Source organism: Streptomyces pseudovenezuelae, from assembly GCF_029892565.1.
GTDB classification, from domain to species: domain Bacteria; phylum Actinomycetota; class Actinomycetes; order Streptomycetales; family Streptomycetaceae; genus Streptomyces; species Streptomyces pseudovenezuelae_A.
In genome coordinates this window covers 710,039-733,050 of the sequence record NZ_JARXVH010000005.1, presented here as the reverse complement: position 1 = coordinate 733,050, position 23,012 = coordinate 710,039, and the positions used below count along the sequence as shown (strand labels likewise).

At 68.1% G+C, this 23,012-nt stretch carries 10 protein-coding genes and 1 pseudogene; 9 read left to right on the top strand and 2 right to left on the bottom strand.

Going from position 1 to position 23,012, the window contains the following annotated elements:
• Nucleotides 1-87 precede the first annotated feature (87 nt).
• The 9 genes and pseudogenes from mads2 to M2283_RS51950 form a co-directional block, all read left to right on the top strand.
• The gene (gene mads2 / locus M2283_RS19730; RefSeq protein WP_280877586.1) at nt 88-2,244 is read left to right on the top strand and encodes a methylation-associated defense system DNA methyltransferase MAD2; all 2,157 of its coding nucleotides are present in this window, start codon (nt 88-90) and stop codon (nt 2,242-2,244) included.
• Nucleotides 2,241-3,665 (top strand): methylation-associated defense system restriction endonuclease subunit S MAD5, encoded by a 1,425-nt coding sequence (gene mads5 / locus M2283_RS19725; RefSeq protein ID WP_280877585.1) that lies wholly within the window; start codon nt 2,241-2,243, stop codon nt 3,663-3,665. The genes mads2 and mads5 overlap by 4 nt, the downstream gene beginning before the upstream one ends.
• Nucleotides 3,665-8,071: a methylation-associated defense system protein kinase MAD6 gene (mads6, locus tag M2283_RS19720; RefSeq protein ID WP_280877584.1), complete on the top strand. Its 4,407-nt coding sequence runs from the start codon at nt 3,665-3,667 to the stop codon at nt 8,069-8,071. The genes mads5 and mads6 overlap by 1 nt, the downstream gene beginning before the upstream one ends.
• Nucleotides 8,062-9,708: a methylation-associated defense system protein MAD7 gene (gene mads7 / locus M2283_RS19715; protein ID WP_280877583.1), complete on the top strand. Its 1,647-nt coding sequence runs from the start codon at nt 8,062-8,064 to the stop codon at nt 9,706-9,708. The genes mads6 and mads7 overlap by 10 nt, the downstream gene beginning before the upstream one ends.
• Nucleotides 9,708-15,404, top strand: coding sequence for a methylation-associated defense system ATP-binding protein MAD8 (gene mads8 / locus M2283_RS19710; protein ID WP_280877582.1), 5,697 nt, complete (start codon nt 9,708-9,710; stop codon nt 15,402-15,404). The genes mads7 and mads8 overlap by 1 nt, the downstream gene beginning before the upstream one ends.
• Nucleotides 15,405-16,634: 1,230 nt before the next feature.
• A complete protein-coding gene (locus tag M2283_RS19705) occupies nt 16,635-18,086 on the top strand; it encodes an AAA family ATPase (protein ID WP_280877656.1) in 1,452 nt (483 codons plus the stop codon).
• A gap of 246 nt (nt 18,087-18,332) precedes the next feature.
• Nucleotides 18,333-19,826, top strand: a complete 1,494-nt coding sequence (locus tag M2283_RS19700) for a hypothetical protein (protein ID WP_280877581.1) — start codon at nt 18,333-18,335, stop codon at nt 19,824-19,826.
• Nucleotides 19,827-19,942: 116 nt separating this feature from the next.
• Nucleotides 19,943-20,653, top strand: a complete 711-nt coding sequence (locus M2283_RS19695; protein ID WP_280877580.1) for a UPF0158 family protein — start codon at nt 19,943-19,945, stop codon at nt 20,651-20,653.
• Between the two features lie 68 nt (nt 20,654-20,721).
• Nucleotides 20,722-21,215 (top strand): annotated as a pseudogene (locus tag M2283_RS51950) (transposase); the annotation flags it as partial.
• A 29-nt stretch (nt 21,216-21,244) separates the two neighbouring features.
• Here M2283_RS51950 and M2283_RS19685 read toward each other — a convergent pair.
• Both M2283_RS19685 and M2283_RS19680 read right to left on the bottom strand, forming a co-directional pair.
• On the bottom strand, nt 21,245-21,871 hold the full coding sequence (locus M2283_RS19685) for a TetR/AcrR family transcriptional regulator (RefSeq protein WP_280877579.1): 627 nt from the start codon (nt 21,869-21,871) through the stop codon (nt 21,245-21,247).
• A 4-nt stretch (nt 21,872-21,875) separates the two neighbouring features.
• Nucleotides 21,876-23,003 carry a hypothetical protein gene (locus M2283_RS19680; RefSeq protein ID WP_280877578.1) on the bottom strand — a complete coding sequence of 376 codons (1,128 nt, stop codon included), beginning with the start codon at nt 23,001-23,003 and terminating at the stop codon, nt 21,876-21,878.
• Nucleotides 23,004-23,012: the final 9 nt, after the last annotated feature.

Below are 23,012 nucleotides of genomic sequence, written 5' to 3'. Positions count from 1 at the left end.
TGGCGGATGTGACGGCGCACGCACGGACCGCCCCAGGGCGCAGGCCCTCAGCCGCACCACCGAGCACAGGAAAGTAGCAGCACGTCGATGGAGGAACTGACCTTGGACCTGGACATCCCGCAGCGGCCCGAGGAGGACACAGAGCCTGTCGCGGAGGGCTCCGAGCCTAAGGTCACGACCCTCAAGGAGGGCCAGGTCGTCGACTACATCTCTGGCGAAGCGATCAGGGAGACGGAGAAGGAAAAGGTCCGGCAGCGGATCGCCCGCGCCCTGGTGCACGAGCACGGCATCGACCCCGGCGACATGCAGCGCGACTTTTCCGTCACAGTCAGCGAGGAGGGTGCCAAGCGGAAGCGGAGCAAGAAGGCCGACATCGCGATCTTTGAATCCGGGGCCCCGCACACCACGGCAAACCTCCGGCGGGTGGTGATCTGCAAGCAGGAGCCCAAACGCGGGAAGTACGTCGTTAAGCTCCGCGAGCCCGACCAGGCCCGGAAGGACCTGGAGGAGCTCCAGGAACTGATGGGCAACGAGGACCGCCCGCAGTGCGCGGACGGCATGTGGACTGACGGTGTCGACTTCTTTTTCCTCAAGAAGGTGGTCGGCGACTTCGGCGCCGACTTCGAGGACCGCAGCGACTGGGAGGTTGCCGACGGAACCCTCGGCAGCCGCACCGTCGCCTCGCACCAGCGGCTGCGCCAGGCCGACCCGGAGATGCTTAAGATCGCTTTCCGGCGCTGCCACAACTACATCCACGGCAATGAGGGCATGCCCAAGGACGCCGCCTTCTGGCAGTTCCTCTACCTTCTCTTCGCCAAGATGTACGACGAGAGGGTCAGCCACGGCTCCGTGCACGGCCGGTTCCGCACCGGTCTGAAGGAGATGTTTGACGAGAACGGGCGCGCGGCCATCAGTAAGCGCGTCAAGGAGCTTTTCGAGGACGTCAAGGGCGAGTACAAGGGCGTCTTCAAGCCCACCGACGAGATCACCCTATCCGACCGGGCCCTCGCCTTCATCGTCAGCGAACTCGCTCCGTACGACCTGAGCGGCACGGACGTCGACGCCAAGGGCATTGCCTACCAGGAGCTCGTCGGCACCAACCTGCGCGGCGACCGAGGCCAGTACTTCACCCCGCGCGGCGCGGTCAACCTGATGGTCGAGATGCTCGACCCGAAGGAGGACGAGACCGTCCTCGACCCGACCTGCGGCACCGGCGGCTTCCTCCAGGCCACCCTCAAGCACCTGCACCAAACCTGGAAGAAGGAGGCCGGCACGCTCGGCTTCCCGGATGAGAAGGAGGAGCGGGAGCGGTACGGCGACAAGCTCAAGGAGTACGCGGAGAAGCACCTGTTCGGCTCCGACTTCGACCCGTTTCTGGTGCGCGCGACAACCATGGCGATCATGACCCTGGCGCAAACCACAGGGAATGTCTTCCACATGGACTCGCTCGCCTTCCCGCAGGGACACCTCCCAGGCGTCGAGGCGGCGAAGAAGAAGATCCCGCTCGACAAGCCCACCGTGGACGTACTCCTGACCAACCCGCCCTTCGGTGCGGACATCCCGGTCAGTGACGAGTCGGTGCTCGGCTCGTTCCGCAACGGGATCGCCAGGTCCTGGGGGCGCAACAAGGAAACTGGCGAGGTCGAGGCGAGCACGACCAGCATGCCGTCGAGCATGGCGCCGGAACAGTTGTTCATCCAGCGCGCCATCGAGTGGGTCAAGCCCGGTGGACGGATCGGCATCGTCTTGCCGAACGGCATCCTGTCGAACCCCGGACCGACGGACGAGGCGATCCGCCGCTACATTCTGCGGAACTGCTGGGTCCTCGCGAGCGTCGAGCTGCCGGTGGAGACGTTCATCGTTGACGCCAACGTCAACATCCTCACCACGCTCCTTTTCCTGAAGCGCAAGACCCGGCAGGAGATCCAGAACCACGACCTCGGGACGGAGAAGGCCTACCCCGTCTTCATGGCGGTCGCCGAGAAGGTCGGCTTCGACCGGCGTGGCAACGACCTCTACAAGCGTGAGTCCAACGGGGAGATCGTGGTGGAGACGGAGGTCGTCATGGAGCGGCTCCGTATCCGGGGCAAGGAGGTGACCCGGCCGCTGACCCGCAGCAAGAAGGTCATCGACAACGATCTGCCTGTGATCGCGGAGAAATACCGGAAGTTCCGGGCCGAGTACCCGGTGCCGGGTGTGGATCCGCGTACGGCCGGGTCTGCGGGAACGGAGGCCGGGGCGTGAAGGTCGCCGAGCTGTCCAACCCGGTTAAGTCCGACTGGTTCGCGGACCAGGGGCTTCGGCTCGATGCCTCGCCGTATGTGGCGGGGTCGATGAAGACGAAGAAGCTGCTGGAGCAGTTGCCGAAGACGGAACCGCTGGCGAGGCTGACGGTGGGGCATAACGGCGGCATCTTCAACGGGCCCATGTTCCGGCGGGTCTATCTCACCGACCCCGAACACAGCGTGCCGTTTCTCGGGACGAAGGACATGATGGCGGCTGACTTGACCGGGCTGCCCCGGTTGCGTAAGTCGGACGCGGAGTCGTCGACCTTGTCCTATCTCCAACTCAAGCCCGGGATGACGCTGATCTCGTGCTCGGGATTCAATGCCGGTCGGCGGGCCTACGTCCGGCCCGATATGAGTGACTGCTGGTCATCGCAGGACACCCTCAAGGTCGAACCCGACCCGGAGAAGATCAAGTCCGGGTATCTGTACGCCTTCCTGCTCAGCAAATTCGGCGAGTCGCTCGTGCGAGGGTCGGTGTATGGCTCGGCCGTGAAGCACATCGAGCCTCATCACATCGCGGGGCTGCCGGTGCCGCGATTGGGAATGAAGCTCGAGGGTCAGATCCACGACCTGGTGGAAGAGTGCGCGCGGCTGCGTGCAGAGTTCCAGTCGTCCTCGGTCAGCGCGACGAAAGACCTCTTCACGAGCGTGGGGCTGCCCGATCTGATCGATGTCCGCTGGCATCAGCAGGAGCGGGACCTCGGGTTCGAGGTTCCGAGCGTGGGCTCTGCCTCGCTGCGAGCTTTGAATTTCGCGCCAAGAGCGCAACGGTTGGTCGAGAAGTTGGGTTCCGTGCGTGGCCGATCGCTCGGCTCCATCTGCGAGGGCGGCAGCCTGCGTACGGGCGCCCGGTTCAAGCGGATCGACAGTGATTCAGAGCATGGCATCCGCCTCGTCGGCCAACGTCAGTCGTTCTGGTTGCGCCCCGAAGGACGCTGGATCAGCGAAGCGCACGCTCCTGATGACATTCGGCTCCAGAACGAGACGATTCTGATTGCCGCGCGCGGCACCCTCGGCGAGAACGAGGTGTACAGCCGCTCCATTCTCGTGACTGGGTCATGGCTTAAGCATGCGTACAGTCAGGACTACGTTCGTGTCGTCAGCGGGGACTCTGACGTACCTGGTGCCTACCTGTTCGCCTTCTTCAGGTCTGAGGCAGCATTCCGCGCCCTTCGGTCGTTCAGCGTTGGGGGCAAGCAGCAGGAATACCACCCGAGGTTCCTGCGTGAATTGCCGGTCCCTCTCGCATCCCCCGCTGCCCGCGCCCGCATCGCCGCCACCGTCCGCCACGCCTACAAATGCCGCGACCAAGCCGATGTCCTAGAGGACCGGGCCCTCGCGCTGCTCACCACCGCCATCGAGGAGGCCGTCGGCTGATGGGTGCCAGGATCGTTGCTGTTGGGGAGGCCGTCAACGATGCCGAGCGGAGGGTGATCGCGCACCTGCGTGATCATGCCCCCGACGACTGGACGGTCCTGCACTCCGTCGAGATTCCGTACAACCGGAACGAGCTGTTCGAGGTCGACCTCGTCGTGATCACCGGGCACGCCGTGTACGTCATCGACGTCAAGGGCACCCGGGGCCGCATCGAGGTCGACGGCGGCCGCTGGCAGCCCTCTCACCGGGCGCCGTTCCGCTCCCCGCTGCCGAAGCTCCGCGGGCACGCCAAGCAACTGAAGACCCTCCTGGAGACGGCCCACCGTCCGCTGTCCCGGCTCTACACGGACGCCCTCGTCGTCCTGCCCGCACCCGATGCCCTGCTCGTCGACCGGACGCCCCGTCAGCACGACGCCCGTGACACCGTCACCCTCCCGGACCTGATCGGCCGGCTCGCGGACGTGAGCCGCGTACCCACCTCGACCAACCGCTTCGACACGGACGTCTCGGCGCACCACGAGCTGATTGTGCGCGCGGTGCAGGGTTCGTCCCGGCCGCCGTCGGGCCCTCTGCGGTTCGGCAGCTGGGAAGTGATCGAGCGGCTGAGTGAGACGGGCCCGGAGGAGGGCGACGACGTCCACCACGAGTACCGGGCGAAGAACGCTCTCGCGGTGCAGGGGTCGGGCACGGTCCGGCTCTCCGTCCGCAGGGCCGATCCGTACGCGCCGGAGGCCGAGCGGCTCCAGCAGCAGAAGCGGATCGGCATCGCGTACGAGGCGCTCGGCAAGCTGCCCTCGCACCCGAACATCGTCGGGGTGCGGGATTTCTTCGCCGACGAGGACAAGGACTCCTTCGTCACCGTCTACGACGACGTTCCGGGGCACGCCCTCGCCCTGCACCTGAACGGGGCTGCAGACCCGCTGACCGCCGACGCGAAGCTGCGGACGATCCGTCACATGCTGATGGGCCTGGCCCATGCGCACAGCCGCCTGATCGCGCACCGCGAGCTGAACCCGTCCACCGTGCTGATCGCGCAGGACGGCCGGGCGACGCTGACCGGTTTCGAGTACGCGAAGACCGCGCAGCGCCGCGCCCACACGGTCATGCGGGAGGCGTACCAGGTCGCTGATCGCGCGTATCTGGCGCCCGAGTGCCATGCCGACCCGGCGGCGATGGGCATGAAGTCGGACATCTACGCGGTCGGTGTCATCGCGTTCCAGCTCCTCACCGGCGAGCTGCCGTTCACCTCCGCCACCGAGCAGGCCGACGCGGGAGGGCGTCTCCCTGCGCAGGTCCTCGAAACCGCCGAGGTCCGCGTCGAACTGGCCCACTGGTTGCAGAAGTTGTGCGCGACGGCTCCGGACGACCGGCCGACCGCCGTAGAGGCGCTGCGCCGCCTGGACCTGGTGATGGGAGCACGGAGGGCTCCGGCCCGGCGTATCGGCTCCTCAGCCGCAGTTCCCCCGGCTCCTCCTGCGGCCTCCGCCGGGCAACCCGTGCAGGACGGTCCGCGGGGCCCGGAGTTCTACCGTGATTTGCCGGCCGACCACCAGCTCGGTACGAAGTACCTGGTGCGCCACCGTCTCGGCCGTCCCGGCTCGTTCGGAGTGGCCTACCGGGTGTACGACACGATAAGGAGCGTCGACCGGGCGGTGAAGCTGGTCCTGCGGGACCGGGACTCAGTCCTGGAGCGGCTGCGCCGCGAGGCGGGCGTCCTGGACCGGCTGCAGAACGCCCCGCACCCCAATGTGGTGTCGATGGTGGACGCGGACCGGCTGATGCCGCCGGACGAGTACCCCTACCTGGTTTTCGAGTTCGTCGAAGGCAAGGACGTCGCCGAGGTGATCCGTGGCGGCCGGATGGGCGCGGCGGACGTGCTGCGGCTCGCGATCGACACCGCGCGCGGGCTGCGCCATATCCACGAGCGCGGGGTGTGGCACTGCGACATCAAGCCGAGCAACCTGCTGTGGACCGACGACGGCGTCAAGCTGATCGACTTCGGGATCTCCAAGACCTCCGACTCCTCCGAGGGACACAGCTACACAAGCCCTCGTTACTCCCCGCCGGACCTGGACCAGGTGCCTGCCGATGCCTCCGGCTACACCGACCGCGACCTGTTCGGCCTCGGTGTCACCCTGTACGAGGCGCTGACCGGCGGACAGTACCCGTGGGAGGGCGTTGGGCGGCCCTCGCCCGGTGTGCCGCCGGTGGACCCGCGCACCGCGTACAGCGGGTTCGGTGACCTGGCGCCCGGCTTCGCCGAGATCATGCTGCGCACGATCTCCCCGTACCGGGCGGAGCGCTTCTCCACGGCCGAGGAACTGCTGCGCGCGCTGGAGGCGCTGGAATCCGCGCGCGTCGCCCCCGCACCGCCACCACCGGCTGTGGCCCCGTTGTCTTCGTCCGAGCGGGCCGAGCAGCCCCCGGCGCCATCGTCGGAACCCGGCACCGGGCAGGAGTCGCAGGAGCCCGAGCCGAACACCAACCCGTTCGTGGCCCACCTGCAGACGCTGTACAGCCAGAGCCGCCGCAGCAACCGCGGCACCCGCGGCCTCGACCCGCAGACGATGTCCGTGTACGTCGAGACGGCCCTGGACCGGGAGCTCGTGCCCGCGCTGCGGGAGGGACGGCACGCGCTGGTCGTGGTGACCGGTAACGCGGGTGACGGCAAGACGGCCTTCCTGGAGCGGTTCGAACGCCAGGCGCGCGAGCTCGGCGCCGAGTTCGGGCCCCGCCGGGCCAACGGCAGCGACTTCACCCTGGCCGAGCACCGGTTCCGCACCAACCACGACGGCAGCCAGGACGAGGGCGAGGTCAGCGGCGACGACGTACTGGACGAGTTCTTCGCACCCTTCGCCGGGGCCGACGCCTCGGCGTGGCCGGTCGCGGGGGAAACCCGGTTGATCGCCATCAACGAGGGACGTCTGGTCGACTTCCTCAGCCACCACCACGACCGCTTCCCGCACCTCGCCAAGGTGGCCAACCTCGGCCTGGCGGGCCGGGACACCGGGCAGGCTGTCGCCATCGTCAACCTCAACGCACGTGATGTCGCGGCTCGTTCCCTCGATGCCGACGGCGAACCACAGGACGGCGAATCGCTCTTGGAGCGCATGCTCGACCGGATGACACACGACCGGTTCTGGGAGGACTGTGAGCGCTGCGACCTGGCCGCCACCTGTTATGCCCGGCACAACGCCCAGACTTTCCAGCACCCCGCCGCCGGCCCGCAGGCTGCGCGTCGTCTGCGCCGCCTTTACGAGGTGACCCAGATGCGCGGAAGGCTCCACATCACCCTGCGCGACCTGCGCTCCGCGCTCGCCTACACCCTCACCTCGGGCCGCGACTGCGCCGAGATCCACCAGCTGCACGCGGCCGGTTCCGTTCAGGAGATCCTGGACAGCTTCTACTTCTCCGCCCACCTCGGCGCCCCGGCCACCGCCGACGGCAGTCCGCGCGAGCGGGACCGACTGCTGACCCTGCTGCGCGAGGCCGATGTGGCGGCGGTTCCGCAGCCGCAGCTCGACCGTCGTCTGGACTACGCCGGGCTCCTGGAGGACCGGGCGCTGGTCGCGGTCGACGGGCGCGGCGACCGCGATCGCGTACTGCTGCGCGGCGCGTTCGAGCAGCTCGGCCGGTCGGTCACCGAACGCGTCTCCCAGACCGCTGCCCACCGCCACTACGTGGACGCGGCCCGCCGCCTGCTCTACTTCGAACTCCACGACGAGGACCGTGCGGAGCGGATGCTGTCGTACCCGTCAGTGCTGCACTTCATGGCGCTGTTGTCCCGCGTAACGCAAACGGGCAGCAAGGAGCGGGACCGGATCCTGCGGGCGCTCAACCGTGGTGAGGGACTCGTGGCCCCCGAGCGGATCGGCGATGCCCTCGCGCTGAAGGTGCGCGACGTACCCGGCGGCACCATCCGTACCTTCCGCCGCTTCCCCGCAGAAGGGTTCCGGCTCGAACCAGGTAACGCGGCGGCCTCGCCGTACATCGAGTCGGGGCGCACCTCGCTGCGGCTGAGCTACCGAGATCCGGCTGGCAGCCAGGGCGGCACGGCTGAACTCGACATCCGGCTCGACCTGTTTGAGCTTCTCCAGCGGTTCGAGCGTGGCTACCGGCCGTCTGTGACCGACCTGCAAGGGCAGCAGCTCGCCCTCGCCGTGTTCAAGAACCGGCTGGCGGCCGTGCCGTACCAGGAGATCCTCCTCACCACAAACGGGCACGACCTGCGACGGATCCACCGCACCGAAGACTCCGTCCTGCACATGGAAGAACTGACAGCACGGTCTGGCGACGACAACGGCGGTGCGGACGGCGACGATCCGGCCGGTGCGGGCACCGCGACCGACCCCGTGGCCGGCATCGCAGGGGACGTCGCGAGGGCGGAGGAGACGACATGGCGCTGAGTGGTTCCCTGGGGACGTTCCACCACCCCGGCATCAGCCGGCTCGATTACAAGACACTGGACATGGATCGTGTCCTGACCGGGCTACTCGCCCGCCTGTGGCACCAGGGCATGCCCAGCAAGATCAACCGCTCCAACGAGCTCACAGTCGACGTCTTCGTCAAGCTGTTTCTGGACCACCCGGAAGTCTTCGACGGCTTCGACCGGGAGACCACCACCCGGTGGGTCTCCACCCATCTCCTCGACATGGTTAACCGGGGCAGGACCACCGAGGCGGTGGCCGGCCCCAGGCCGCTGCACGGTCTCACCTACCGGTTCCGCAACAAGCGCAAGTCCCGTCCGTACGGGGCCGACGAGCAGCTGTACGAGATGCTCGCCACCGACGAGGGGGCCTTGGACCAGCTCCGCGACTTCTTCTTCTCGGACGTCGACCGCGCCACCGCGGAAATCACCCCGGGGACGGACACCGACGTGGAGACCCAGGCGCTGCTCCACCTGGTGAAGCAGGCGGGCGGACAAATGCGGGACCGGCCGGACACCACCCGCCCCCGCACCCCCTACCCCGCCCTGTGCGCCGAACCGGCCCGCCAGCTGTGCCAGGACGTCCTGCGGCTGCTCTACCACCAGGACCACATGCCCCGGACCGTCCTCGTGGACTACCTGAAGATCCTCTTCGCCTTTCACCTGGCCCTCTACCACCTGCGGATGATGAAGCTGCTGCCCGCCGCGATCGAGGCCGGATCGGCGCCCGCCACCTGCCGGACCGGGCATCAGGACGCGCGGACGGCGGACCGCTGCCCGCACCGCGTGCGGCTCTTCGTCGACGTCGAGGGTCTGCCCGGCACCCCGGCGGCTGCGCTCGCCGAGCGCAGCGCCGGCATTTGGTACGGGCGGATCACGCGTTTCGTCCAGGCGACCTATCAGATCAAGAAGCTCGACGAGTTCTCCGAGAACCTCGTCAAGAGCCAGAAGCTGTCCCCGCCCGTCGGCAGGAGCTACTTCACCCCGGCCGAGGTCTTGCGGCGGCTCTCCACCCATCCCAAGGAACGCGAGGCGTTCTTCCTTCAGCGCGCCACCCGCGTACGGGACGAGGAGAAGGACCTTCCCCCGGAGCTGAAGCAGATCACCCAGCTCGGGCTCAACGCCTTCGACGAGTACATCGAGATGCTGATGCACTACAAGGGCAGCTACTACCGCAGCTACTTCATCGACTGCCTCGACTCGATGCTGCTCAAGCACCGGCCCGGTGCCCTGCTCGCCCAGCCGCGCGGCAGACGCGACAGCGCCGTCCGGCGATTCGTCCTGGATGCGCGCCTGCTCGAAGTGCTCCTTCAGGTGTCGCTCCTCAGGGAGGGCGACGACGACAGCGGCAATCTGCGTACCGCCCCCATGCGCGTGGACGAGTTCCTCACCCTGCTGCGCGAACGGTACGGAATCCACATCGACCAGCTGCCGGACGGCGACGGCTTCTCCGGCGCCCACCTGGACGACCAGGCCGCACTGCGGGCCAATGCGGCGGCCTTCCTCAGCCGGTTGCGCGAGATCGGCTACTACCAGGACATGTCGGATGCCTATCTGACGCAGACCATCATTCCCCGGTACACCATCGGGGCCGCGACAATGGGGGCGACGGCCTGATGAGCAGCGTCAGCACCAGTACCGGCCTTGCGGAGCCCACCGCTAAGGACCTCCGCGAAGCCCTCGAAGGCGTCCTCGTACCGCGCCTGGCCAAGCTGGTCGGCGAGCGGGGCGCCGGGCACTGCATGCGAGTCACCGAAGTGGAGCCCGAACTGGCGGCCGCGCTGGTACGTCGGCTCCGGGGAGCACTCGGGCCGGCCGCCACAGTCTGCGTACTGGGCACCGCCAACGACCTTGCTCCCGAACAGCCGCACCACGACACCGTCGTCACCAGTACTAAACTGGTCGAGTTCCGCAACCGCACCGAAGGCGACGACGGGAACGGGAACAGCCTGCCCGGACCACTCCTCGTCTTCGTCCCCCCGGGCACCCGGGTCAGCGCCGAGGACTCCTTCGGCATCGCGACGTTCGAGGAAGTACCCCTCGGCGACGCCTACGCCCAGCTGGCCGACCACCTTCTCGACCAGGTACCGGACCGGCTGCGGCCCGGCGTCGACGAGCTGCTCGCCGTACTCCGCGACAGGCCCGGGCACCGGACGGGCGACCGAGCCGTCGCCCTGTACCTGCTGACGCTCCGGACCAACGACTACCGCGACCAGGTCGCGGGGGCCGCCGTCTACCACTTCGGCCTGGTACCCGACTTCGAGCTGTACGCCGACCCGTCGCTCGTCAAGGACCGGGCCGACCGGAACCGCAGGCTGGTCGATAAACTCACCACCTCCAGCCGCTCGGAGCGTCAGCGCGTCCTTGATCTGGGCCTGACCGACGCGGACTTCGCCGGCAGGCTCGCGGGATTCGCCGCCCGATGCGGCCTGGAGGACCCGGTGACATGGACCCGTCGTATCGTCGTCGACCGGGAGAACTGGACGCTCTCCTTCGGGAACTGGCGCGTCGACGAACGGCGCCGCGCCACCGTCTCTATCGAGGTACGCGAACTCGGGCTGCCCGCCGCCGGCGACAACGCCGAGGAGCTGCAGGCCCACCCGGCGCTCGAAGCCATCGTGGGGCAGCCCTACCTGCTCGCCGGGGACAAGGGCGTTCGAGAGCTGACAGCCCGGTTCACCGTCGAACCGTCCCCCCTCAAGGTGGAGGGCCTTGAACGCTTCCGCGTGGAGATCGTCTCGGAGAGCGGCGGGCCGATCGGACGGATCGCCCACGTTGCCAAGGGGACCCGGGCCAAGCCTGATTACAAGACACCACCGCTGAGCCGCCTGAACAAGATCGACTGGGAGGAAGGGTGGCACTACCTCAAAATCACCCCGCTCGACGCCTCCGGTGACGCTCTCGACATCGCCCCTGGTGCGCATGACCTGCCCGGCGGCGAGAGCGAACGCTTCTACGTCGTCCCCGAGGGGGAAACCGAGGAGCCGCCGGAGCGCAGTGCCGGGCGCTATGACGGCATCACCCAGGCGCTGCGCTCACTGCAGTTCGACGCGCTGGCTGCCGGGGACGATCCGGCCCGTGTGAACCTGACGGACGTCCGCTGGAAGACCGCTTCGGCGCGCAGCCCTCTGCGCGTCCTCAACGCCCGGATCCACACGGCGGGAAGCGCAGAGATCCGGCTCTCCCCGCTGCTCGTGCAACTCCAGCAGGACCTACTCGCCCGCCCCCAGGACACCTCCCTGCGCCGGCTCGTACTGCGCCCCGACGGCACCAGCGAGACCCCCGAGGGGAACGAGGAGGACTTGTCCCTCGCCCTGACCGGGCGGGCTGCCGAGGCCTACGACCGCTACCTCGCGACGCGCCACGTCTATTTTGCCGCCCTGTGCGGCCAGGCGGGAGAACTTGCCAATCCTGATCAGCTTCTGGTCAGCGAGGCTGTCGACTTCGAGGTGGTCCGGGATGAACTGGTCGCCTACATCGAGGCGTACGCGGAACTGGTCGAAGCCCAGTCGCTTCAGGCGGAGCGGGCTGGTGACGGCGCCCGGGGCGCCGCGCTGGTGGCGCTGGCCCGCATCCAACAGAGCGACTGCGCTGCCGTCACCCTCACTGACGGTCTCGGCGGGCGCGAGACCGTTCTGCTTGTCTCCCCGACGCACCCCCTTCGCGCACTCTGGCTAGCGACATGGACGGCCTTGGGCCGGGACTGGGCCGCGCGCCTCGCCGGCGAGGACAAGCGCCGGGTCATCGCCGCGCGCGACTCCTTCCTCCAGGCCCTCTCACCCTTGGGTTTCCCGTTCGCTGTCCCGCGCCAGGACGGCCGACTCATGACAGCTGCGGACAACCTCACCCCGTACTGGGCCGCCTACCTGCCCAGCGAGACCGCTGACCCCCGTGGCCTGCTCGGCCGGCTCACCACAGCGCTGCACCTCCCGGCCGCCGGCCCCCGCGCTGCAGGCGGAGCCGGTGCGTTGTCCGGTACGGCGCTCGCCGACCGGATCGAGCGGTACGTACGCCTCCACCCGTACGTCCGCACGCTGGTCATGAATGTCGTCAACGCGGGCCGCGCGGAGATCGTCGCCGATGCCCTCCTCGAACTGCAGCGCCGCACCCCCACCCGGGACCTCACCTACGACATTCGGCTGTGCGTGTCCGACCCGGAAGCCCCCGAGTCCGGTGCGGCGCTGGGTGAACTGATCAGCGCGCAGAGTCAGTTCACCTCCACCGAGGCGGAGGCGTTCCTGCATGCCTCGGAAGGCACCCGGAGCGCGAAACTCGTCTACTCCGTCCGCTCGGTGGAGGAGTTCAGTGAACCCGGAACCGAGTTCGACGCCCATCTGACCGTGCTCATCGACGCTTTCGGCGGGGAACAGCACGGTTCCGTCACGCGCCACGACATCGCGCACGCCCCGGTCCACGGTCTGGTACAGCCGACGTCCTCCACGTACGAGGACAACGAGCAGCAGATCGTGTGGCGGACCATGCCACGCCACGGCATCGCCCTGCCCGCCGAGGACGCGGAGGACCTTGCCACTCTCCTGAGCCGACTGCCCGGACTCCTCGCCGGCGCCGCGGCCAACGTCGCCACCGCGGGACAGGCGCCGCGCCATGTGCCGTGCACCGTCCTTTCCCTCGACAACACCGACCGGGCCCTGCTCTACCAGGCCCACCAGGTCGGCGACTGGGTCGTCACCATCGATAGGACCCTCGGCTTGGAGTACTTCGACCACGCCGGACGACGCGACCGACCCGAGTACGTCATCGACTATGCGCCCTCGCTGGACAGCGGCCTCGGCCACCAGATCATGGTCAGCTCGAACTCGGTCGACGAACTGCGCACCCTGCTCGGACCGACCGCCCAGCAGCACGGGCTCGACGTCGAGCAGCGCCACCTCAACACCTTCTTCGAGCAACTGCGCCTGCTCTCCGGCAACCTCGCCTTCAAGTTGGCCTCCACCGCCCCCACCCAGCGCACCGAAGTACTCGGCCTCGCCCTGGCCCGTCTCTACCTGGACTACCAGGACGCCCTGCACAACCAGATCGTCGTCCCCCTGGACGCCCACCCCGAGCTGTACGCCGAAGTCCGCCGTCAGGCCCGGGAACTCGGCGACGCACTCTCCTTCCAGCGCAGCGACCTCGCCCTGTTTCACCTCGACGCGCGGACCCGGACCATCACCTGCCGCCTCGTCGAGGTCAAGTGTTACACCGCGCTCGACGACATCGGCGCCTATCAGCGCCTCAAGGCCAAGGTCACCCAGCAGCTCGGGCGGAGCCAGACCGTCCTTACCGAGTCCTTCGATCCGGCCCACACCTTCCCGGACCGGGTGGACCGGCCGGTCAAGAACCTGGCTCTCGGCTCCCTGCTCCGCTTCTACCTGGAGCGGGCGGCACGCCACGGGACCATGGGGCACGCCCCCAGGAAGGTGGCTCACGCCCTGCTCGACAGCCTCGACGACGGCTACGCCCTCCACTTCACCCGCAGCGGACTGATCTTCGACCTCGCCCGCGAGGGAACTGACCGCGAACTCGACGACGAGGTGGAGTTTCACCGCATCGGCAGCGATCTGATCACCGAGCTGATCAATGCGATTCCCACTGTTCGGCCGGGCGTACCCGCGCCCACGGACCTAGCCGTTGAGGAGCAGGAGGAGGACGGAGCGGCCACCGCTCCCACCCTGGCACTGTCGCAGTTGGCTGTGCCACGGCTCTCCGACGCCGAGTTCCGGGCACCTGACGTACAGGACGAGCGGGATGCCAAAGATGCCCAGGAGGAAGACCGCGGGCAGGCCGGTGGGGGCAAGGCAGTGACCATCCTCGACACGGACGAGGTCGCGAACGACAACGAGACCACGCCACTCACCGCACCTGAGCGTGCGGGCCGTGAGACAGGTCCGGCCCAGTCCGTGGCAACTTTGACCGTGCCTGGTGCCGATGCGCCGGGGGCGGTCCCGGTGTCTCCTTCTCCGGAAGGAACCTCATCGGCTGCTCCTCCTCCGGGCGGTACCGGAAATCCGCTGTGGACGGGCACCGTCCCTGAAAGTCAGGGCTTCCACGAGTCGCCGACCATCGATGCCGAGCCCACCTCTGTCACACCGGGATCGGCTTCACCAGGGGGCCTCCCCGACATCTTCCTCGGCGTCACTCGCCCCTCCCCGCAACACGGTGTACTCGGCGAAGTAGCCGGCCGGAAAGTCGCGGTCGATCTCGACGAAACCCACACCATCAGCCTCTTCGGCGTACAAGGAGGCGGCAAGAGCTACACCCTGGGCAGCATCATCGAGATGGCCTCGCTGCCCGCCCCGCCGGTCAACGAACTTCCCCGCCCTCTCGCGACCGTGGTGTTCCACTACAGCCGCACCATGGACTACGCACCGGAGTTCACTTCCATGGCGCGCCCAAATGATGACCAGGCGCAGCTCCAGGTCCTGAAGGAGCGCTACGGAGCCGACCCCCAAGCGCTGTCGGACGTGCTGTTGCTCGCCCCCGCCGACCAGGTCGCCGACCGCCGACGGGAATTCCCCGGCATCGACGTCCAGCGGCTCGCCTTCTCCTCCGCCGAACTCCAGGCATCCCACTGGCGCTTCCTCATGGGAGCGGTCGGCAACCAGTCAACGTACATCCGGCAGCTGACCCGCATCATGAAGTCGAACCGCAACAACCTGAACCTCGGCGTCATCCGGCAGGGCGTGGCCGATTCCGATATGCCCGACCACGTCAAGCAACTGGCCCAGGAGCGGCTCAACCTCGCCGAGGACTACATCGACGACAATGCCCGGCTCACCAGCCTCATCCGACCCGGCCGACTGATCATCGTTGACCTCCGCGACGAGTACATCGAGAAGGACGAAGCACTCGGTCTCTTCGTCGTCCTGATGCAGCTGTTCGCCGAGGCGCGCAGCGGGGACGAACACTTCAACAAGCTGGTCGTCTTCGACGAAGCGCACAAGTACATCGACAGCCCGGACCTCGTCGCCGGCCTAGTCGAGACCGTCCGCGAGATGCGGCACAAGGGAATGAGCATCCTGGTCGCCAGCCAGGACCCGCCCTCCGTACCGATCTCTCTGATCGAACTCTCCGACCACGTCATCCTGCACAAGTTCACCTCGCCGGCCTGGTTGAAGCACCTCCAGAAGGCGAACACCGCCTTCGCCAGTTTGCGCTCTGAGCAGATGGCGCAGCTTCAGCCCGGCGAGGCGTACGTGTGGGCGAGTAAGTCCACTGACCCGGCGTTCACTCACGGAGCCGTCCGAATGCGATGCCGTCCTCGGGTGACCCGGCATGGCGGAGGGACGAAGACGGCGACGGGCGGACAGTGAGCTGGCAGCACGTCGCCCAGAGTCGGACTTCGAACGAGCAGCGGGGGGACCTCAGGGTCGATCTGCCCCAGCGGACTGGGCTCTGCCGCCAACGTGGTGCGTTCCGCATGCCAGTCGTGCCACCCTGTTCCGAGAGGTGTGTTGCCGCTGACGGGCACGGTTCGGGTGCCGGAACAGCACCATTGCGACTGCCCTGTCGGAGGGTGACAATGGCGTTCCGCCCGCCCGGAACACCCGCGGGTGTGGCCATGTGCGGCCACAGTGCGGCCGGACGCCTTTGGACCGGATAACACTGGGTGTCACGGCGGAACTGTTCGCATGTGCTCTGATCAGGCAGAACAGCACCGTGTGGCACGAGCCGGAACCAGCCGTCACGAACCCCCGTGGTCTCGTAATGCGTAGGTATCAGGGTTCGAATCCCGAAGGCGGCTCCAGCATAGACCAGGCCCAGATGCCATCTGACCTGGTCTTTTGCGTTGAACTCCTGATGGTTGGTCAGCTTGCGGGCTGGCCGTCGGAGGAGGAGAGCGCAAGGGGTGCTCATCGGGATTCGATACTCCAGGCCTCTGGCCTGGTCTTTTGCGGCGGGTGGCGATTTTGTTGCCGAGTCTTGTGACGGTCGGCTGTCGGTGGCTGGGATTGGTGGTCAAAACGGGCCAGCCGGAGGGTCGCGCACCGGATGCCAGGCGTGAGCAGCAATGCGCGCGGCATCTTCGTCCTGGCTGTGGGCACCCTGGGTGCTGTGGCCGTTTCTGTTGAGTTCCTATAAATGCTCGGCGGGACTTCGGGGCGATGTTGTCGCGCTATACCGCTCCAGCCCGGGCGGTCATCCTCGGCCATGGCCGAGGGGCTGATGGTGAACCGCGAGACGCTGCGGTCCTGGATCCCGGTCGGCGACAAGGCCCAGACGTCATTGGCGCGACGGGGTCGGGCGAGAGGCCAGGGTCGCTGCTCTGTGCCGCCAGGTGGGCGAGCTGGAACCGGAGTGTGAGATCCGAGGTCATGCCGGCGGAGTGGTGGAACTCCGTTGGGCTGTGGCGGTCGGCGTGGCCCGAGGCTGGGAGGGGGTGCTGCGTGGACGCTTCTCGGTTGCGGCGCGCGGTGGAGCCGTGTCTGCCGCCCTGCTTGCATTCAGGTCTGTGGTCGACAGTCGGCAGCGAGCAATAGGCCCAGATATAATAACCTCACCTATACAAACCTGGGGTGCGCTCTGTGGACAAGCCTGCCGAGATGTTCGACCGTGACTTCGAATGGGCTGAGCTGACCCGGTTCGCCGCCCTGCCCGGTCCACGGGCCACGCTCGGTGTGGTCTCCGGCCGCCGACGGCAGGGCAAGACGTTCCTGCTCGACGCGGTCACCCGGGCCAGTGGCGGCTTCATGTTCACCGCCACCGAGACCACCGATGCCGACGCCCTGCGCCAGTTCGGCGAGGCGCTGGCCCGCTACCGCGGCCAGCCCACCCCCTTCCGCTTCACGCACTGGGACGAGGCCGTCACCGAGCTCATGCGCATCGCCGATGTGGGCGGCCCCACCGTGGCGGTCATCGACGAGTTCCCCTTCCTCGCCAAGGCATCCCCTTCCCTGCCGTCGATCATTCAGCGTGCCCTGGATCCTGCCGCGCAGCATACAAACACCCCCGTACGCCTGTTGCTGTGCGGCTCGGCACTGTCCTTCATGGGCAAGCTGCTGTCCGGAAATGCCCCACTGCGTGGTCGTGCAGGCCTCGAACTCGTCGTCCCCACCCTGGACTTCCGCCTCGCGGCCGAGTTCTGGCAGATCGACGACCCGCACACCGCGCTGCTGACCAACGCCATCGTCGGCGGCACACCCGCCTACCGTCGTGAGTTCACCCAGGGCGACACCCCCGCCGGGCCGGACGACTTCGACGCCTGGGTCACCCGGGCCGTGCTCAACCCGGCCCGCCCGCTCTTCCGGGAGGCCCGCTACCTGCTCGCCGAGGAACCCGAACTCCACGACACCGCGCTGTATCACTCTGTACTGGCCGCCATCGCCGCGGGCAACGCCGCACGTGGCGGCATTGCCGACTATCTCGGCCGTAAGTCCACCGATTTGGCCCACCCGCTGAGCGTCCTCCAGGACGTCGGCATGATCACTCACGAAGCGGACGCCTTCCGCCGCAACCGCTCCGCCTACCGCATCGCGGAGCCGCTCGTCACCTTCTACCACGCGGTCATGCGCCCGGCCTGGGGCGACCTGGAACGCCCCGGGCGGGCACCCGCCGTATGGCAGCGCGCCCAGTCCACCTTCCGCAGCAAAGTCGTCGGCCCGCATTTCGAGCAGATCTGCCGCGAGTGGGCCCGCTGGCACGCGTCGCCCGACACCCACGGCGGACAGGCCACGCGAGTCGCCTCTGGCACGGTCAACGACCCCACCGCCAAGACCAGCCATGAAGTCGACGTCGCCGTCCACGGCGAGACTGACAACGGCCGCGAGACGCTGCTTGCCATCGGTGAGGCAAAGTGGAGCGACGTGATGGGGGTCGGCCACCTGGAACGCCTCCGGCGTATCCGCACTCTCCTGACCGCACGGGGCTCGGCCTCCGGGGCGACCCGTCTGCACTGCTACAGCGGCACCGGCTTCACCGACGAATTGCATCACCTTGCGAAGGACGACCGCGCGATCCAACTGATCGACTTGCCCCGTCTCTACGACGGAGAGTGACTGCTGATCTTTAGCTCGGGGGACCTGGTTTGCCGCCTCTATCGGCGCATTGCCGGACTTCTCTGCCGTCGTCGTCTCCTTCGTTGCAGGCATATGGGCTGAAGCAACCAGGCCTTCATTCCTGCGGCATGGCTCCAGGCAGGCGTCAGTGCCAGCGGGCCTGTGGTTCGCCGAGTTGCGCGTCGCGGTCCGGCGATAGCGTGGCGGGCGGGACGTGTTGCGGACAGGTTGGGTGAGTTAATGCGGATGCGGTTCGAAGCGCGGGCCGAAGCGTCGACGATCGTGGCTCAGTTGCGTGGGCTCGCCGAGTGGGCGGGGCGCGAGGGCCGGGTGGTGACGGCCGCAGGACGGTTGCGGATGGTCGATGCCCGTGAGCTGGTGGACGCGCTGGGCACCGGCGACAAGCTTGAGGGGGTGCGCTCCTCGGCCGACCTGCCGTGCCTGGGACTGCTGGTGGAGTGGGCGAAGAAGGCACGGCTGGTCCGGGTGACCAAGGGCCGGTTGTACGCGGTGGCCAAGGCCCGGCCGGCGCTGGCCGACCCGCTTCAGCTGTGGCTGAGCGCCTTCGACGCGTGCTTCGAACTGCGGCAGGCCCTGATCGGGCCGCGCGGCGGCTGGCATGTCGAGTCGATGCTCTTCGACGTCTACGACGAGATGTTGGAGGACGTGCTGAACACGCTCTACAGCCTGCCGTACCCGATGCCCTGGCCGCGGCTGCGCGACTCCGTACACCTGGCCTACCGGGCCCGCTTCCAACTGGACGCCGGCCCGGACCTCCAGCACCGCATGTGGTTCGAGCACGCCGACCGGGACCTGCGCTCGGTACTCGACGCGCTGGTGGACCTGGGAGCGGTCGAGCGTGAGCAGGAGATGGCCGATCCGGTGTTCCTGGAGGCCGATCTCTCCGACCTCGAAGATTCCGGACCTGAACTGCCCGCGGGCATGCCGCAGGAGCTCGGGGAATTGCTGGGAGTCATGGGGACGGCAGCGGATCCGGCGGCGGCGCGGGAGCGTGACCGCCGCCTGCGTGAGGAGCTGACCGCCGGGCCCGTCGAGCTCATCCGTCTCACCGAGCTGGGCACCCGGGCCGTACGACAGCGGCTGCTGGCGGCCGGCCGGGACGCACCTCTGGTCGGTGAGCTGGTCCAGGCGCCGGCGGCCGGCCTGCTGGGGGTGCTGGCCGAGGACTACGACCCGGAGGCCGCCCGTACGGAACTGGCCGGCTGGATGTCGGCCCACGGGGAGCGGGATGCCTCACTGCGGCAACTGACCGACGCCGTGCGGACCATGGCGGGTACGGCCTTCCGTACGCGTGCCCAGACGATGCTCGACGTGCTGGCGGCGGCGCTGCCCGACGGTGAGGGCGAGCGGCTGCTGAGTGTGCTGCGCGGCGACGCCGTACTGGCACCGCTCGCGCTGAGCGCGCTGGCACACCGTGAACTGTTGTCCCCCGCGGACATGGCCGACACCGAACATCTGCTGGTGCTCGCCGAGAGTCTGCTCCAGCTCGTGGAGCTCGCGGGCGGCCGGGACGGCGCTGAGGAGGCGCTGCGTGCCCAGGGTCCCGAGGCCAGGGACGCCGTCGCCGCCGCCGTGGACTCCGCGCACCCGGACCAGGCCGGACTTGAGGAACTCCGGCACCTCGCTGCCCGGGCCTGGCGTACGTCCGCCATTCGCCACGGCGGCCTCCGCGGGCGCGGGCGTGCCACGGGCAGAGGCGGGCGCAAGCGGCGCCGGTGACCGGGTGACACCGATCGGTGCCGCGGGGACGGGGACGAGAACCGCCGGGGTACGGAGTGGGAACCTGGCGGTGCTCGGTGCTGTGCGACTCGGTGACGCGCGTTAACGTCGAGGTCATGGCCGAGGGATGGGACGAGGACGGGCTGCGGGCCGTGCGCGGCGCGCTGCACGGGCCGGACGGGACGGCGCTGCTTGCCGCACTGCGCCGCGGACCCATGAACGAGGTGCTGCAGCTGGCCGGTGACGGTGTGGCTGCTGCCGCTGCTCTGGGTCTACCGGGGGCCACCCAGACGGCGGCCACGTTTCTTGGAGCACTGCGGGAGCGCGGTTTCCGGGGCGATGAGGAACTGGCGGACGTGTTGCGGGTGTCCATAGGGCACGCGGTGAACCCCGTCCCTTGTCCGCTCGCAGTAGATCTGGAGATGCTCGCCGTACTGCTGGAGGGCGACCCGGCCGAGTCCGGTGGTTGGCTCGATCTGTCCACGGGGGAATGCTGGTCGACCTTCACCAATGAGCTGGAAACCGGGTTCGAGAAGGCGGACGATCCCGAGCGATGGCTGTCTGTGCCGACTCTGGGTTCCCGGGACGGCTACCAGGACATGGAGTTGTTCATCGAAAGGCTCGATGACGCCGCCCTTGCCGATCGGCTGCGGACCGCCGTCCGTGGCCGAGGCGCCTTCCGGCGCTTCAAGGATATCCTCGCCCGTGACGAGCGCGCCTGGCGCCTGTTTCACCGGCTCAGCGATGAGCGACAGCTCGGCCGGGCCCGCGCCTGGCTGGCCGAAGAGGGCTATCGTCCAAGGCTCCCGTTCCGCGGCGGCGGATAGGGCGGCCCCGACCGCGCGCGAGGACGGGAGGAACTGCCCGCGCCGCGAGCCGCTGGTCCACATGGCCTGTGCGGGCCTCCGGACGCCCGGTTGAAGATGCTCCGTCCATGCCGCCGAGGGGTCGACCGAGCGGGCAGAGATATAGAGATATGACGGACGCTGCTCCGCCGACAGTCGGCGAAGCAGTGGCCACGGGGGTTGCGGTCAGCGTCGGAAGCCGCGCTTGGGGTCCCGGGCGGGTGGGGTCACCAAACGAGACACGCCCCCCTGCGGCCGGTACTTCAAGCCCCAGGGCCTCCACGCGGACAAAGCCTACGACCATGCCGACCTGCGCAGATGGCTTGGGTGGAAGCGAATCGGAGTATGCATCGCCCGCAAAGGCATCGAGTCCAGTGAACGATTAGGGCGCTGGAGGTGGGTGATCGAGCGCACCATGTCGTGGCTGTCCGGATACCGCAGACTCACCCCCCGCTACGAGCGCAATCCCCGCAACTACCTGGCATTTCTCGGACTCGTCGCAGCCGTGTGCCGTTACGAGAGACTCGTCCGCCTCACCACGTAGGACACGGTCTTATGTCACCGGGTGAGTGTTCAAGAAGAACGTGGGCGCGCGGATGCTGATGTCCGGGACAGCGCCGGGGCCAGCCAGCGGTTGAGGAAGGTGCGTAGCCGGGTTTCGTCCTGCGGTGGCTCGCTGGGGTGCTGCAGGAGCGATGTCAGGAGTCGCATGATGATCTCGGCGAGGCCGTTGAGGTCGTCCTCGTCGATGCCGGCGGCAGCCCAGTCGACGGGGAAGCGCTGCAGCATCTTGGCGCCGTAGGCGATGGTGTCCCCGGTGGTGGCGCCGCGGCCGAAGGCGGTGGTGTCTCCGAGTTGCAGCAGAAGGCTCAGGCGTGGCTCGGTGGGGATGGTCCGTACGCAGAAGACCATGCCTTCGACCACGGCTTCGGCCGGGTCGGGGATCCCTTGCAGGTGCGCGATCATCAGGTCGACGAACGAGTCGGCGCCCTGGGCCGCCACCTCGCCGATGATGTCGCTGATACGGCCGAAGTGGCGGTAGACGGTCTGGCGGGTGACGCCGAGCTCGCCGGCGACATCGGACAGGGTCGTCTTCGTGACGCCGTGCCTGTCGATGCAGCGGGCGGTCGCGTCGATGATGCGCTGCCGGGCCTCCGCGTCCGATGCGGGAGGCCAGCCTCCCCAGCCGTGATGCCCCATGGTCTCAGGATCGCACAGGCTCTGCGGTCCGTCGGGACACGGTCGCGCGGAGTACGGCCACGATGAGCCCGGTTGCGGCTACGGTGCACAGCACGGTGTACCACAGGCTGCCGATCGGCGTGCCCTGCTCGGTGATGCCATTGGCCGCCGCGAAGTAGGCCGGCAATGCGACCAGCCAGAGGATGATGTGGACGCCGAGGAACAGCGCCGGATAGATCCGTGCGAACAGCGGCGACGCCACCGGAGCCCGATCTGTTCGCCGCGCGCGCCAGGCGTCCGCGAGAAGGTAGAGGCCGACGATCCAGACCAGGGCGAGCTCGGCACCGAGGATGGCCTGCTGGATCCCAAGCTGGTCCCCACCGCGGAAGACGTTGCTGGGCACGCCGGCGACCGTCATCGCGAGCGGTGTCAGGGCGCCGGCGACCACGGTGCGCAAGCTGATCTGCCGGCCGGTGAGTGTGCCTCGGCCGTCCTTCGCGCCGACCAGCCGGACGACGAGACAGGTCATCGCGCCGAAGGACACCGAGGCGAACAGGAACATGCTGTTCATCGGGACCGAGGCGAGCGCCGGCTTGTTGATCATCTCGTTGCCGGGGTTCCAGGCCCACCACTTCAGCTGAGGTCCGAGCTGATCGAAGATCTCGTAGAACGCCTGGCAGACGAACGCGACCGCCAGCGAACCGAGAAGCAGCCCACGTCGCGCGAAGACGCCGAGAACGCGGACCACCTCGTAGGCGAGCTGCGACAGTGCCGGATAGAAGGCCACGATGTAGAGCGGCAGCCGGTCGTACATGAACTGCACGGTGAACACGTTGTGGGAGAAAATGAGCCCGACGTGCTCCTCCAGGCCGAACCAGGCCGGGAAGTAGAGCGGCGGCTCGATCACCGCCAGGTAGACGAGCGAGGCGAACCACAGAGAGATGTTGACCGGGTCGCCGTCGCGCCGCCACCGCCGCCACGCATGGACGAGGGCGAACACCGCGCCGCCGATGATGAGCAGCTCAAGGAACGGCATGGTGCCGTTCTCGAGACCGAACGGGTTGCGGAAGTGCACGACGGGATCGGCGTCATGGCAGGAGAAACCGAGCCTTCCAGCGAGGCGCTCGGCCGCTGAGTCGCATGAAAAGCTCATTCCCTGCTC